Below are 13,262 nucleotides of genomic sequence, written 5' to 3' on the forward strand. Positions count from 1 at the left end.
TCGGCTGGAGCGAACGAATGACGGGTCAGAAGCCTGAGTTCCGCATGTTCGCCTAGCTTCGGCGGCATGGACCGATGGAACAACTCATCCGGTGTCGACCGGGTCGGTCTCCCCGAGCCAGTCCGCGATCCTCTCGCGGACCTGCTCCAGGGAACCCGCGAGCAGGTCGCCGTACTCGGGCTCCGGGAACCGCGCCTGGGACGACCGCGCGGGATCGTCCGGAAGCACGGCGACGAACCCGCGGACCCGCACGCGGCGCGGCACCACCTTGCGGATCTCCTTCACCGCGGCACCGATGCCGGTGTCGCCGCCGGGGAACGGGCGTCCGATGGTCGTGAGCGCGCCCTTGCCCGTCCAGGCGTAGGCCCCGGCGGGCCAGCGGCGGGCCATGACGACGGCGAGCCGGTCGCCCCGCAGCACGACGTGCTCCACATAGTGCATCGCCTGCCCGGACGGCTGCGGCGCCGTGAGCGCGTGCACGATCCGGACCCCGTCGAGCCGGGCGAGCCGCTCCAGCCCGGCGGCGCTCTCCCGCGCCACCACCTGCCGGGCGAGGTCGTGGTCGAGCCCCGCTCCCGGCACGTTGAAGATCTGGTAGTCGAGCGACTCGGGGGCGATCAGCCGGTCCAGTTCGCGGCCCTTCCGGACGAGGTGCGGCGTCGCGGCCAGCCCCGCGCCCCCCACGGCGAGCCCCAGCAGCACGCCGCAGAGCGTCCAGCGAGCACCGCCCTTCGTCTCGGCGGCGGCGAGCACGGCGCCCCCGGCGAACGTCAGCACGCACACGGCCCAGAGCCAGGACAGGGACCGCAGCGTGGGCTCCAGGGCGATGAGCGGCATGGCGACCACGGGGAAGGCCAGCAGGAGGAGGAACCCGAGCGGAAGCCCCGCGGGCCACAGAGCGAACACCGCGACCAGGGACACCACCGTCCAGGCGGCGACGGCCGCCACCCGGTACCAGTGGGAGCCGAACCGGGGGCGGACGCGCAGGGCGGAACCCGGCGAGGGCGCCTGCGGTTTCGTGAAGGAGGGACCGGGCGGCGGTGTGCCGGAGGGGCCTCCGGATCCCGCGCCTTCCTGCCGTCCCCCGCTCCCCGGCCCGGGCCCCGGCCGCGGTCCGGGATCGGGGGCCGGGTCGGGTTCCGGTCGGGAGCGAGGCGGCTCGGGCGGGGCCGTCCGGTCGCGAGCGTCGTACGCGGCACGGGACGCAGGGTCCTTCAACGTGTCGTACGCCGTCTTGACCAGCCGGAACAGGCCGGAGGTGCCGCTGGCGTCGGGATGCACCGCGCGCATCGCCCTGCGGTACGCCCGCGTGATCTCCTCCGGCGTCGCGGTCCGCTCCACGCCGAGGAGTTCGTAGTAGTCCGGCTGATCGCTTCTCATCTCATCCCACTCGTCATCGGTCGTCCCTCCCGACCGTCCGCTGTTCACGCCCCGCGGCTGGCCGGGAGCCGGCGGTGAGCGAAGACGGGCGGGGAGGATCGTTCCTCCCCGCCCGGCTCACTGGGTGCGCCTCGCAGCGCGTGGTCAGTTCTCCGCCGCGGGAACCGCCCAGAGGGTGATCATCGTGGCGGCGAACGTGGCGGCCCCCGCGATGACGCAGGGGATGACGACCTGCCAGGCCGGGAACGTGGACATGGCGATGGCGGCCAGGCCCAGCGGGCTGAAGGCGGCGGTGAAGACGCCCCCGATCACCACGCCCAGCACGGGGTGGTGATACCCGCGCCACGTCCGGCGCAGGGACTGGACCGTCTGCGCGGTCCTGGTGTAGAGGATGATCACGCAGACGATGAACGGAACGGTCACCGCGTCGAACGCCCACAGCAGCAGGAAGCCGGCCACGGCGGGGTAGAGCGCGAGAAGGAAGATCTCCTTGCGGTAGTTCGTCCAGCTCGCGAGGAGTTCGATCTCCCTGGCCCGCGGGACGTCCGCGTGCTTGCGGAGCCACGGGAGGCGGAGCACCGCCAGGAAGAGCAGGGCGGTGACGCCGGTCGTCGCCGTGATCAGGCCGAAGGCGCTGTTCACGCCCAGCAGCGTCCGCCCCGAGGGGACGTAGAGCACGGTCGCCCCGACGACGAGCCACGCCAGCGCGGCCAGCAGGGCCCGGCCTCTGGGAGGCCTGGTTGATTTGGTTCTGGACATGTTCGTCCTCGCTTTCCGTTGAGACGGGATCTGCCGGTCCCGAGGACTCGGCAGGCAATGACGACCGTGCGAAGCGGAAGGGGAACGGCAACCGCCCCGACGCGGGAGCCGGCCGCGCGGCCGGAAAAGGTGAGCGCCCCGGTGGGGACGGCGGAAAGCCGCCCCCACCGGGGCACCGGGGTAGGGCTCACTCCGATGCGGTCATCGCACGAAGTAGAGCTCTTGGAGCAGGTCGCCGGTCGGGACCCGCGCGCCCTTGGCGGAGTCCTCGGCCTTGAGGACGATCACCCCGCCGGGGTCCCCGCGGAACCGGGCGAAGGGACCGTCCGGTCCCGGCGTCCCGCCGAGGATCTTGCCCAGCGGCCCGATCGCCGCCATCCGAGCCGCGTCGTCCGGCCGGTGGAGCCGCGCGAAGTCCTCGGCCATGCCGATCATGCTGCGCGCGGCGCTCGGCTCGTCGACCACGACTGCCAGGCCGTCCCTGCCGCAGGTCAGCAGGTTGACGACGTCGGCCGCGCGGACGAGCCCGGTGGGATCGTCCATCCAGTGCAGGACGAACTCCCAGAGTTCGTCCGACTGGGACAGCTCGCCGTAAAGGCCGAGCGCTGACGGCTTCTCGCCCCGGACGACGGCCGCTTCGAGCCGGCTCCCGACGTCGTGAAGCGCGTCGTACAGGAGCACCTGCACTCGGTGCAGGTACTCGCCCAGCATCTCTTCGAGGATTCCGACGAACCGTTTCTGCCAGTTACGGCGGTCCTCCCTCGTCTCCGCGATCCAGGTGGCGCACAGTTCGGGTGAGACGAGGTTGTGGTGCAGCGCGGGGAGCAGCGGAAGCCAGTGCTCCTCGGCGGGAAAGCGGAACATGATGCGCACCGCGGGCCCGTGGTCGGGCAGGGCGCGAACCAGCTTCGCGACACTGCCGGCGAAGAGCCAGAGCGACTCCCGTGTCCCCAGCAGAGTGGCGCCGGGCTCGAACTCGATGGACTCGACGGGTTCGTTCGTCGTCGCCAGGAAGCGCCCGGAGGCCAGCGACTCCAGCGGAACCGTGGACTTCGACGTCCGCGCCACCGGACGGCGCCGACCGCGCAGGCTGCCGGCGCCCACCAGGAGGGTGATGACCCCGGGTGTGGACTTGAACGCGTGGTCGAGGTCGCCTCCGATCCACCAGTGGTCCACGTCCTCGCCGTTGCGGTATCCCGCGAAGGCGAGGCGCTCCAGACCGGTCGGGGCGGTGTGGACGACGGCCTCGGGCTGCGGGAAGACGCCTCCCAGGCCGAGCCCGTCCACGAGGATCTCCAACCGGCGGCACGCCTCCCGCGAGGCGCCCTGCAGCGGCAGGCTCGGCCCGCCGACCTCGCGCCGCAGGCCGGCGTGCTCGCCGCCCGCCGCCAGCGCGACCGGCTTGAGGACTTGCGGAACCTCCGGCACCTCCTGGCACCAGGAATCCGCGACGTAGCGCATGATCGGTTCTGACATGTGCCGTCCCTCTTTCTTCTTTGTCGTCGCTCGCCCGCACGCTCCGCGCGGACGGCCCGGTCCGAGGACCGGGCAAAGATGACCGTGCCGTGCCCGACGCGTCCGGCAATGCCGCCGAAGCCGTCAGCGGGACGGAGACGCGATGTGGGACGGAGACGCGATGCGGGACGGAAACGCGATGCGGGACGCGTCTAGACGGAACCGAAGAGCTGCGTCCAGTAGGTGCCCGCCGTCCCGCCCCCCTGGAAGCCGACCCCTATGTGGGTGAAGTCGGGCTTGAGGATGTTGGCGCGGTGCCCGGGACTGTCCATCCAGCCCTGGACGACCTCGGCGGGGGAGCGCTGGCCGCACGCGATGTTCTCGCCGATGCCGAGGTGCGTGGAGCCCGCCGCGCGGGCGCGGTCCCAGGGCTGCGTCCCCTCCGGGGAGGTGTGGGAGTAGAAGCGGCGGACGGCCATGTCCTCGCTGTACGCCTGGGCGGCCGCGGTCAGCCGCGGATCGTCGGCGAGCGGCCGTAGCCCGTGGGCGGCGCGGTGGGCGTTGGTGAGGGAGACGACCTCGGCGGCGAAGCGCGACCGGCCGGCCGAGGAGAACGGCGTCGCCCACAGGATCGTCCAGTAGAGGTCGCGATCGCGGCCCCTTCCGGCGGCGTGGCCTATGCCGACGTCGCGGAGCTCCCCGTTGCGCAGGGCGTCCACCGGCTGTCCGCCGTCCAGGTGGTACTGCGTGAACTCCTCCAGCGAGCGCGGCCCGGACACGAACTGCTCGTCGATGGTCAGATAGACGTAGCCGTGCTGGGTGACCTGGTCGAAGACCGACATGCCGTCCGGTCCGTCGGCGTCGAGCCGGCGTTGCGCGGCCATGACGGCGGCGTGCGCCTGCGCGGCCGCGGTGAGCCGTCCGTCCAGCGTGACGGGCGGCAGTCCGCTCCGGGCGCGCCGGGAGTTGACCTCGCGGGCGAAGGAGTCCAGATGCCGGACGGACACCGGCGGCAGGGCGGGGCGGCGGGAGACGGCCGGCGGCGGTGGAGGCGGAGGCGGCGCGACCGGGTGCGGAGGCGGCGCGGCCGGTGGCGGGGGAGGCATGACGGGTGGCGGGGGAGGGGCCTGGGCGCCGTCGTCGGTGACGTCGACGCCGAAGTCGCGGGCGAGCCCGGCCAGGCCGTCGGCGTACCCCTGGCCGATGGCGCGCAGCTTCCACTGGTCTCCGCGCCGGTAGATCTCCACGAGGAGCAGGACGGTCTCCGTCGCCGGGCGCGGCGGGCTGAACCGGGCCACCACCGCGCCGTTGCTTCCGACGGCCCGCAGCGCGGGGGCGGGCAGGCGGCTCAGCGGAGTCCCGGGATCGGCCGCGCTGATGACCACCGTGACCCGGCTGGCCCCGGCCCGCAGCCGCGCCGGTTCCACCACGACGGCTCCGGCTCCCAGGCGGGCGCCCGGAGCGGAGGGCTGGTTGTAGAAGACGAAGTCGTGGTCGCCGCTCACCTTCCGGTCGTCGCCGGTGATCAGCGCGGACAGGTCGAACGGCCCCGGCACCTCGATCGAGATCGTTCCGCCGGGCAGCGCGAGGTTCCCCCCGGCCATCAACTCGCGCATCGCACACCCCCGTCAGAAGAGGCCGTCCACACGAAGGGGAGGTGCCGGACGACCGCGCCGAGCGAACACAAAGGGTTCGTCCAAGACCGTACGAAGCTGTGGTGAAGCGGCAAACGAGTGACCCCCGGACATGCGTCCGGGGGCCCGGTCCCCGCCTAGGCGGGGACCGACTCAGGCGGCGTGGCCGAAGCTACGCCGCAGGCACCGCAGCCACCAGGGCGCGGTGTGGAGCTCCAGCTCGCGGACGAACTGGAGTGCGCCGGCCGGCCCGTCCACGACGATGTCGGCCAGATCTTCGAGGGGCTGGTAGCCCTTCACGGCCACCTTGAGGACGGGGATGCCCAGACCTCGCAGGTAGTCGAGCAGGAGGAACACGCCCATGTCGGGCGCGCTGTCTCCCACGTAGATGAAGTACGGGCTCTGCAGGGAGGGCACGAACGTGGTACCGGACGCCTCCAGGGACGCCCAGATCTGCTCGTAGACCTCCTGCTCGACCGGGGAGAACTCCCCGACGAACCCCTCCATCACCTCGGGCGGCAGGAACTGCCGGGCGAAGCAGGCGGCCGACACCTTCTTGCTCATGCCCAGGGGGCTGAGCTCGACCACCAGGTTGCCCGGGTGGTACGCCAGAAGGTGCTGGTCGGCCAGCGACTTGTGTCGGTCGAGCAGCAGCTCGACCGCCTTCTTGTCGTCGTCGGCCGTCCAGTGGGTGGCGACGGCGTGGGTCTTGCGCTCGACGCTGTACGGCAAGCCGTCCAGCTCCGAGTTCGCCTGTTCGAGCCCGGCCGGAACCGGGACCAGGTCGACCTGCTGGCCGTCCTGCCACCTTTCGGCGCCGAACTGGCACCAGGCCACGACGCCCCGGACGAGCATCCCGAAGGACCGGAGCTGCTCGGAGGCCCGCCCGGTCAGGTAGGCCATCATGAACAGCCGGCGCCTCCCGAGCCGGGAGAACAGCCGGGGGATCTGGCAGAGCACGAGCGGCCGCCTCGGCCACCGCACCGGGTGCCAGAAGGACCCGTCGAGGTCCACCAGCAGGATGGTCCGCCGGATGTTGAGCAGGATCTCGTTCAGCGCGATCCGCCCCGCCGTCGTCCTGACGGTGAAGCAGGCCATGCCGTCGGCGTCCCGCATCGGACGGGTGAGGCCCAGGAAGAACTGAACCACCCGCTGCACCGCCCTTACGGCGGTGTTATTGGAGTCTCGGGTTTCCGAGGCTCCGCGCGCCCTTTTACGCACAGGGCACACCCCTTCCGTGTTCTTTGGTTTTGTGGCGTCCGCGACGCCACTCGGATGAGACCGCCCTGACGAAGCCAGGGGCGCTCTCACCTCAGACCGTCCCTGACCAGGCGCGGGGCGCAAGTCGGATCCCGTCCGGCGGACGGCGGCGCGAGCGCCGAACGCCCGAAAGCCCGGCGGCACAGTGCCTGTGCCGGTTCATGAGGATGTTCGGGTTGCCGCCGCGCCGTGTCCCAGGACGGTCAACTGTGCCGACTCATCAGTCGGGCTCGTCGGCCCTCAGGGCAGGCGAGACACAACAACCGCCCGGCTTCGCGCCGGGCGGCACGCAATGCACAGGAAGGGACCAATCGTGTCCACGAAAATCGCTGTGGCTGGAACCGGCCACGGTCCCAGCCCCCTCCGGAGGCGGGCGGCGACGGCGCTGCTCATCGCCATGTTCCTCCAGGGCGTGGGAGGCGCGCTCACCACGGGTTCCGTCCCGTTGGCGGCGGCCACCCTCATCGTCCTCGGCGGGACGCCCCTCCTCTTCGGCTACACGAGCCTCGCGTACCGGCGCTACGGGCGTTCCATGTTCAGCATGGGCGCCTTCGGGCAGGAGGAGACGACGATCTTCAAGACGCTGCGCAGGGGCGGGTTCACCGTCGACGCGGCGGCGCTCAGGTGGATCTTCGTCGGTGTCATCGGGCTGACCAGCCTGGGCATCAACATCGGGATCGCCGAGGCCGACAGCATCATCGGCACCGGCCCCCGGACCGCCGTCCAGACGCTGGGCACGCTGCTGGCGGGCGTCCTGACCTTCGTGGTCTGGCAGCCCCGCCGGTGGAACCAGGTGGTCCTGCGGTTCATGCTGTTCGGTTCGATCGTCTTCGCGGTCGCGCTGTTCAGCAACGGCGGGAACATCGAGACCCGCGGGCTCGTGTGGGCCGGCGTCGTCGGTCTGCACATGTTCATGGTCCAGAAGGCGCTGACGGCCTTCGGCACCGAGGCGTCCGAGGACGACGAGGTGAACAAGGAGCTGAGCCAGCGGTACCGGGACGTCGGCATGACGCTCGCGAACGGCATCACGCTCGGCCTCATCGTTCCGTGGGCGCTGCTGAACGACAGCTTCCCCACCCCGGACAAGTTCGCGGGTGCGCTGCTGCCGGTGCCGGCGCTCTACGCGCTGATCCCGCTCTGCGTGATGTTCCTCCCGGTCCTGCTCATGAACTGGGCCCGGAACCACCTGCAGGAGACCGAGCAGGCGATGCTCTCCTCGACGGCCCCCATCGCGGGTGCCTTCGCGGCGCTCCTGCTGTCCTTCATCGGCTGGGCCAACACCCCGTCGCTCGACGGCGGGCAGTGGGTCGGCATGTGGATGGTCTTCGGCGCCGCCCTCGCGGCGGGGATCGACGTCGCCGTCCACGCCAAGCTCGACCAGAAGGACACCGAACTGGCGTACGTGTGGGGCCAGCTCACCGAGGCGAACACCCGGATCACCGGGCTGATCACCGAGGCCGGGCAGGCGAACGACAGGTGCGCCGAGGCGACCCGCCTGTACCAGGAGGCGGACGCCAAGGTGCGTGAGACGGAGGCCAAGCTGCGCGAGGCCGACGCCGAGCGCCAGCGGCTCCAGACCGAGCTCGACGCCAGGAACGCGGAGGCCCAGCCCCCCGCGGCCAACGGCGCCAGGTCGGTCAAGTACAGCCAGGTCACGGGCCTGGTCGGCAGCCGGGACGGGATCCGTTTCGAGCACGCCGGCGGGCTCACCGTCGAGAGCGGCGGCGTCGTGATCGAGACCAAGGGCGTCCAGGGGGCCTCCGTCGACAACGGCGGGAGCTTCACGGGCGGCCGGGTCGAGAGCGGCGTCGTCAAGTGCGACGGCCGTGAGTTCCGGTTCCTGGGAGGCGAGGCCGTGCAGGCCGACCCCGACGGGAACTACCGCATCGAGCGGGTGGCCTACGGCGACTCGATCGGCGCTCCGAGCGCCGAGTAGAGCCGCCGTCCCAGATTTCCGGCCTTAACCGGCACCGCGTGGAAGCGGATGCGAGGTGAGGGCCGGCCAACCCTCTCTCGCGTTCGGCGAAACGTGGTGTCGGCCTCGGCAGACGCCGCGGTCAGCCGAGTGTGGAGCGAGGGTCGGCCAACCCTTCTCCGCACTTCGGTGAACCGCAGCGTCGGCCTTGGCAGGCGTCACGGCGAATCGGGTGCGAGGTGAGGGTCGGCCAACCCTCCTTCGCGTCCGGTGAAACTGTGGCGTCCGCCTGGCGGGCACCTCGGTGCAGTCGGATGAGAGGAGGGTCGGCCAACCCTCCGTCGAATCCGACGCACCGTACGTGTCCGAGCCGAGTGCGGCACGGAATCTTATGTGAGGGTCGGAGGCTGGCCGCCTCCGACCTGAGCAGCGGGCGGAAGGGAGCGCCACTCCCCTCTGCTTCTCGATGGTCGTCCGGGGGAAACCCCGGACGGCCATCACCTCTCAACGGCCGGTCTCCCCAGACCGGCCGTTCTCGTTTTCCGGAGCCGCTTCGTCGCCGTCCTGCCGTGATCGCGACCCTGTGCTCGGGGAAAACGGCGGGAGCCTCCGGGGAGTTCTTCCGGAAGGCCTCCCGCCGTTTCTGCGCGCCCTCGCCGGCGGTTCACGACGCCGCCGCTTTCGAAGGAGGGCCCGCGCCATTGCAGCTTAGCGCCGGAAATGGCGTCAAGAGCGTTTCGTAAGAGCCTGTTCACCCCGCGTCAACCTCCAGGTCTCCGCAGCTGAGTCGGCATGTCCGAAGATCGTTGAACACGACCCGGCTCCACGGAGTCGTATCCGTTCTTCGGTGCGACAAAGGGAGCCGGGTCACGACCGGTTCTCTTTGTGTGCGCCTCACACGAGGAGTTCCCGGAAATGACCACAAACAAGAATTCTGAACGCAGGCGGTACCCCTGGCTGGGGGTGGCGCTCGGAGGCGCGGACCGGCTCAGCTCCGCGTCCGGCAAGGCCCTCCTCGACGAGCGGCTGATCGGCGCGAACGGTCTGCAGATGCACCAGGCGACGGCGCTGGAGGCGACCTTCGGCGGGCTGCTGCTCCTGCTCCGCGTCTTCTTCTGGAAGATCTCGGGGAAGGGCGGAGACGACACGCCGGCCACCGAGATGTCGGCACGGTCGCGGCGGATCCTGTCCCTGATGACGTTCGGGGTGATCGGCGGCGACAAGGCGCTGCTGTTCGCGGCCCTGCTGTTCATCCCCTTCAGCGTCACCGGAGGGATCTACTACACCGTCCCGCTTCTCATCCCCGTCATCGCGGGATTCAGGAGCGGGAGCAGGGGGCGCGCCGCCCTCCTCACGCTCTTCGCGGCGGCCGCCGCGGTCGGCGTGGGCCTGCTCGTCCAGCAGGACGGGCAGGCCGCCGGAAGCGGCTACCTGCTCGGCGTGATCTGCGCCCTCGGCGCGGGCGGCCTGCGAACCCTGTACCTCCCCGTCACCGACCGCCTCATCAAGGGCGCGGGCCGGTACTACACGGAGAAGGTGATCGCCTGGTCGACGCTGTCCGTCGGCGTGCTCGCCGGCGGCATCGTCATGCTCACCGGGGGCATCGCCTTCCTGAACTGGCAGCTCGTCCTCTGGGCGATGCTGGTGGGGCTGCTGAACAACACCCTGCCCCGCATCATCCAGATGCCGGCGAGGGAGCTCGCGGGCGACGCCGTGTACTCGGTGTTCCTCACCGCGAGTCCGCTGATCGCCACCCTCGTCGGGCTGGCCTTCCTCGACACGCGGCTGATCCCGATCCAGTGGGCCGGGGTCGTCGTCATCACGGTGGCCGCGGCAGCGGTCGCCCAGATGAGCTTCAGCCTCAGGGACCGGACCCACGCACCGCTCATCGAGCTGTCGTCGGCCACCCCCGAGGCCGTCCTGCAGCACGCTCTGGAGGAGCGCGGCAAGATCCTGGAGACGCTGGAGAGGCTGACCCAGGAGTACGGGGCCTGCGAGCAGGCCGTCCTCCAGGCCGAACGCAGGGTCGCCGAAGCCCGGCTCGCGAAGGCTCGCGCCGACGCGAAGAAGGCGCAGACCGCGGCGGCGAAGACCCGGGCCGAGGCGGACAGGGCCGCGAGCCACGCGGAGACCGCCGCAGCTCAGCGGGACGCCGCCGAGGCCGCCGTCAGGACGGCCGAGGAGGAGGTCCGTCTCGCTCGGGAGAAGGCCCCGACCATGCCGTCGTCCTAGCGGCGGCAGACACGTCCCCCCGCCTAGGGGGACGCATACCGCACTACAAGCGGTGCAGGGGTGCGGAGACCGCCTTCTCCGCATTCTGAACACAGTCCGGGGCCGGGCCGGCCAACCCGCGCCCCCGAACGGTGGAATCCATCAGCGTGACGCCGGCCAGCGCCACGTATCCATCCGACGGCGGGAGGACCCATCCTCCCGCCGTCCCTGTTTTCCCCTGACGACGGCCGGCGAGGCGACGGGAGCGGCCACCGCCGACCGGAGAAAAAAGAACCGCCCCCGCCCCGGAATCCCGGGACGAGAGCGGCCTCTCGATCAGATCACCGCGGCCTCAGTGGCCGCGGAGATTACTTGACGGGGACCATGACGACGTTGCCGTCATCGTCCACGACGAGGTTGTAGGTGTCGGCGGTCTCGGGCTGGACGACGCCGTCCTTCACTTCGAAATTATTGTCCGGGTTGGACATTTGGGAACCTCTTTCATTTGCAATGTGAACAAGGTGAACAAAATTATCAACATGACGGGTCGCGAGAACCCGCACAGAGGACTGTGTGGAGCCTCGCCGAGTCGGCAACACGCCTTCTAAATTTTCTTGAAGGCGGCGGAGACAACAGATTCGAGGCAGAAGACGAACCGGCCCTCACATCCCCTGAAGGGGATGGAGGGCCGGCCACTGCCATCGCCCGGATGGTGAATGCCGGGCGTCGTTCATGTAGCGGTCAGCGCGGCTGGAAGTCCACCATGGCCCAGACGCGGTTGCCGTTGTTGCTGCGGCGCCAGCCGCTCTTCGGGGAGTGAGAGATCACTCGCACGAGCCCACGCTGGGGCCTGTCCACTCGCAGTTCGGGCCTTCCGATGTTCCGGTCCTGGACGATGACGAGGGGGTACTTGAAGTCCCCGTCGAGGGTCCACCCGAGAGTCACAGTGATCTCCGGCCAGGGGTGGTACACGCCCTGCTGGTGCGACCGGTGTCCCTGGGCGTTGTGGAACAGTTCCGTGACGACCATGTCCACGATGTTCCGCACCTTCGGGCCGAGTTCGCCGTAGAAGACTCCCACCGCGCCCTCGACCGACTGGTCCGTCGGGTCTTCGAGGATGAACTTCTGGTGCCCGTAGAACGCGGGCTCCTCGTCCTCCGGGAACTTGGACGGGAACTGCGGACCGGCTCCGATGACGCCGTGCTGCATGTGCATGGATGTACTCCGATCTTCGTTGCGTGACGAGCACCGGGAAGGCACTCGCGAGGTCTACCGTCCGGACGCGGCCATGGACCGCAACTCCTGTCGATGATCGGACGCGGGTGGTAAGAGGCCTTCAGCTGACCGGATCGGCATCGCGCCACCGAATCCGGCGGGCGATGCCAGGTTCGGGGCAGAAGAAGAACCGGCCTCCACCCCGTCGGGGCGGAGGCCGGTCCGTCTCCTCGCCGCGGCTCCCGATCAGCGAACTGCTCCAGCTTCTGCGCGACGTCGTACGGGAGGTTCAGCTCCGCCAGCACGTGGCGGGGCATGACGGCCGCGCGGTCGGGCCGAGCCTGCTCCAATGTGAAGAAGAGTCTCCTGAAAGAAGGGAACTTCCGGGGCCGGTCGGGAGCGGTTGCGTCTTCCGGGGGTCTCCGGACGGGTCCTCAGTGTGTTCTATCGACGGAGTGCCGGGCTGGGCTGCATCGGGCTGATCGCCCGCGTCGTGCTCCTCGTGATGATGGGCATCGTGTTGATCATCTGCGTGGCCAACCGTTCCTGGCTGCAGGAGAAGGCCGTCAACGCGATCTACCAGGGCCGGCCTCAGATCCATGCCGGCAAGTACTTCAAGCCCGGTGCGACCGCGGTGGAGGACGGTGTGCGGCAGGAGGCCGTGCTGATCGACGAGAAGCCGTACGTCCGCGTGAAGTCACCGCCCGACGAGTGGCGCGAGAAGCACAAGGGCGCCAAGTGCAAGGACCACGTGTGCACGGCCCCCGCGACTCGCGAGTCCTTCACCGGCGGCGGCGCTATCGACATCGGGAGCGTGCTCGCCGGGCTGTTGCTCTGCTATTTCGTCTGGCTCCTGATCAACGGCGATGACGACTATGACGACCGTTACGACCGCCGTTACGACCGTCGTTACGACCGCCGCTATTACCGGCGCTGACCCCAGCCGGCCGCTGCCCGGCTTCCGGGGCGCGGACGGGCGCCTCGTCCGGGCGGTTAAAGTGCCGGGGGCTGTGCAGACGCCGGATCGGGGCGAGGGGCGATGGTCGCGTTCGTGTTGGTGCCCGTCGGGTTCGCGGTCGGCGTGCTCGCGGCGCCGTTGGCGGCGCCCTACGTGGGCGAGGTCCCGCGCCGCCGCCGGGTCCTGATGGGGCTGGTCACGGCCGCCCTCTTCGGCGTCCTCGGGTGGCGGGTCGGGTTCGAGCCCGTCCTGCCCGCGCTGCTGTACCTGGCCGCTGCCGGCGCGCTCCTGGGCTTCATCGACGTCGGCGTCAGGCGGCTGCCCGACCGGTTCACGCTCCCGTCCTACGGTGTCGCGGCGGTGCTGCTCGCCGCGGCCGTGCCGTTCACCGAGGACGGCGCGCGGCGGTTCGAGCACGCGCTCATCGGCATGGCCGCGCTGTTCGCGCTGTACTTCGCGCAGGCGCTGCTCGTCC

9 protein-coding genes and 1 pseudogene are annotated in these 13,262 nt (G+C 70.4%); 4 read left to right on the forward strand and 6 right to left on the reverse strand.

Annotated elements, in window-relative coordinates:
• Positions 1 to 84: 84 nt before the first annotated feature.
• From AB0K37_RS34465 to AB0K37_RS34485, 5 genes are all read right to left on the reverse strand, one after another.
• Positions 85 to 1,380, reverse strand: a complete 1,296-nt coding sequence (locus AB0K37_RS34465) for a J domain-containing protein (RefSeq protein WP_363988199.1) — start codon at positions 1,378 to 1,380, stop codon at positions 85 to 87.
• Between the two features lie 144 nt (positions 1,381 to 1,524).
• Entirely contained in the window at positions 1,525 to 2,139 is a 615-nt protein-coding gene (locus AB0K37_RS34470) for a hypothetical protein (RefSeq protein WP_363988201.1), read from the reverse strand.
• 201 nt (positions 2,140 to 2,340) lie between these two features.
• Positions 2,341 to 3,615, reverse strand: a complete 1,275-nt coding sequence (locus AB0K37_RS34475) for a hypothetical protein (protein ID WP_363988204.1) — start codon at positions 3,613 to 3,615, stop codon at positions 2,341 to 2,343.
• 191 nt (positions 3,616 to 3,806) lie between these two features.
• Positions 3,807 to 5,210 (reverse strand): CAP domain-containing protein, encoded by a 1,404-nt coding sequence (locus AB0K37_RS34480; protein ID WP_363988207.1) that lies wholly within the window; start codon positions 5,208 to 5,210, stop codon positions 3,807 to 3,809.
• 171 nt (positions 5,211 to 5,381) lie between these two features.
• On the reverse strand, positions 5,382 to 6,386 hold the full coding sequence (locus tag AB0K37_RS34485) for a hypothetical protein (RefSeq protein ID WP_363988210.1): 1,005 nt from the start codon (positions 6,384 to 6,386) through the stop codon (positions 5,382 to 5,384).
• A gap of 415 nt (positions 6,387 to 6,801) precedes the next feature.
• Here AB0K37_RS34485 and AB0K37_RS34490 point away from each other — a divergent pair, with 415 nt between their 5' ends.
• Together AB0K37_RS34490 and AB0K37_RS34495 are read left to right on the forward strand one after the other, a co-directional pair.
• Complete coding sequence (locus tag AB0K37_RS34490) at positions 6,802 to 8,424, forward strand: hypothetical protein (protein ID WP_363988213.1); 1,623 nt, start codon at positions 6,802 to 6,804, stop codon at positions 8,422 to 8,424.
• 894 nt (positions 8,425 to 9,318) lie between these two features.
• Complete coding sequence (locus AB0K37_RS34495; RefSeq protein ID WP_363988216.1) at positions 9,319 to 10,635, forward strand: hypothetical protein; 1,317 nt, start codon at positions 9,319 to 9,321, stop codon at positions 10,633 to 10,635.
• Between the two features lie 720 nt (positions 10,636 to 11,355).
• On the opposite strand, the gene AB0K37_RS34500 is transcribed toward AB0K37_RS34495, so the two are convergent.
• Positions 11,356 to 11,829: a hypothetical protein gene (locus AB0K37_RS34500; RefSeq protein ID WP_363988219.1), complete on the reverse strand. Its 474-nt coding sequence runs from the start codon at positions 11,827 to 11,829 to the stop codon at positions 11,356 to 11,358.
• A gap of 439 nt (positions 11,830 to 12,268) precedes the next feature.
• Here AB0K37_RS34500 and AB0K37_RS34505 point away from each other — a divergent pair, with 439 nt between their 5' ends.
• On the forward strand, positions 12,269 to 12,766 hold the full coding sequence (locus AB0K37_RS34505) for a hypothetical protein (RefSeq protein WP_363988222.1): 498 nt from the start codon (positions 12,269 to 12,271) through the stop codon (positions 12,764 to 12,766).
• A 114-nt stretch (positions 12,767 to 12,880) separates the two neighbouring features.
• Positions 12,881 to 13,262 (forward strand): annotated as a pseudogene (locus AB0K37_RS34510) (prepilin peptidase); the annotation flags it as partial.

Origin of the sequence: Actinomadura sp. NPDC049753 (genome assembly GCF_040674655.1) — a bacterium.
In the GTDB taxonomy this organism is placed as follows: domain Bacteria; phylum Actinomycetota; class Actinomycetes; order Streptosporangiales; family Streptosporangiaceae; genus Spirillospora; species Spirillospora verrucosospora.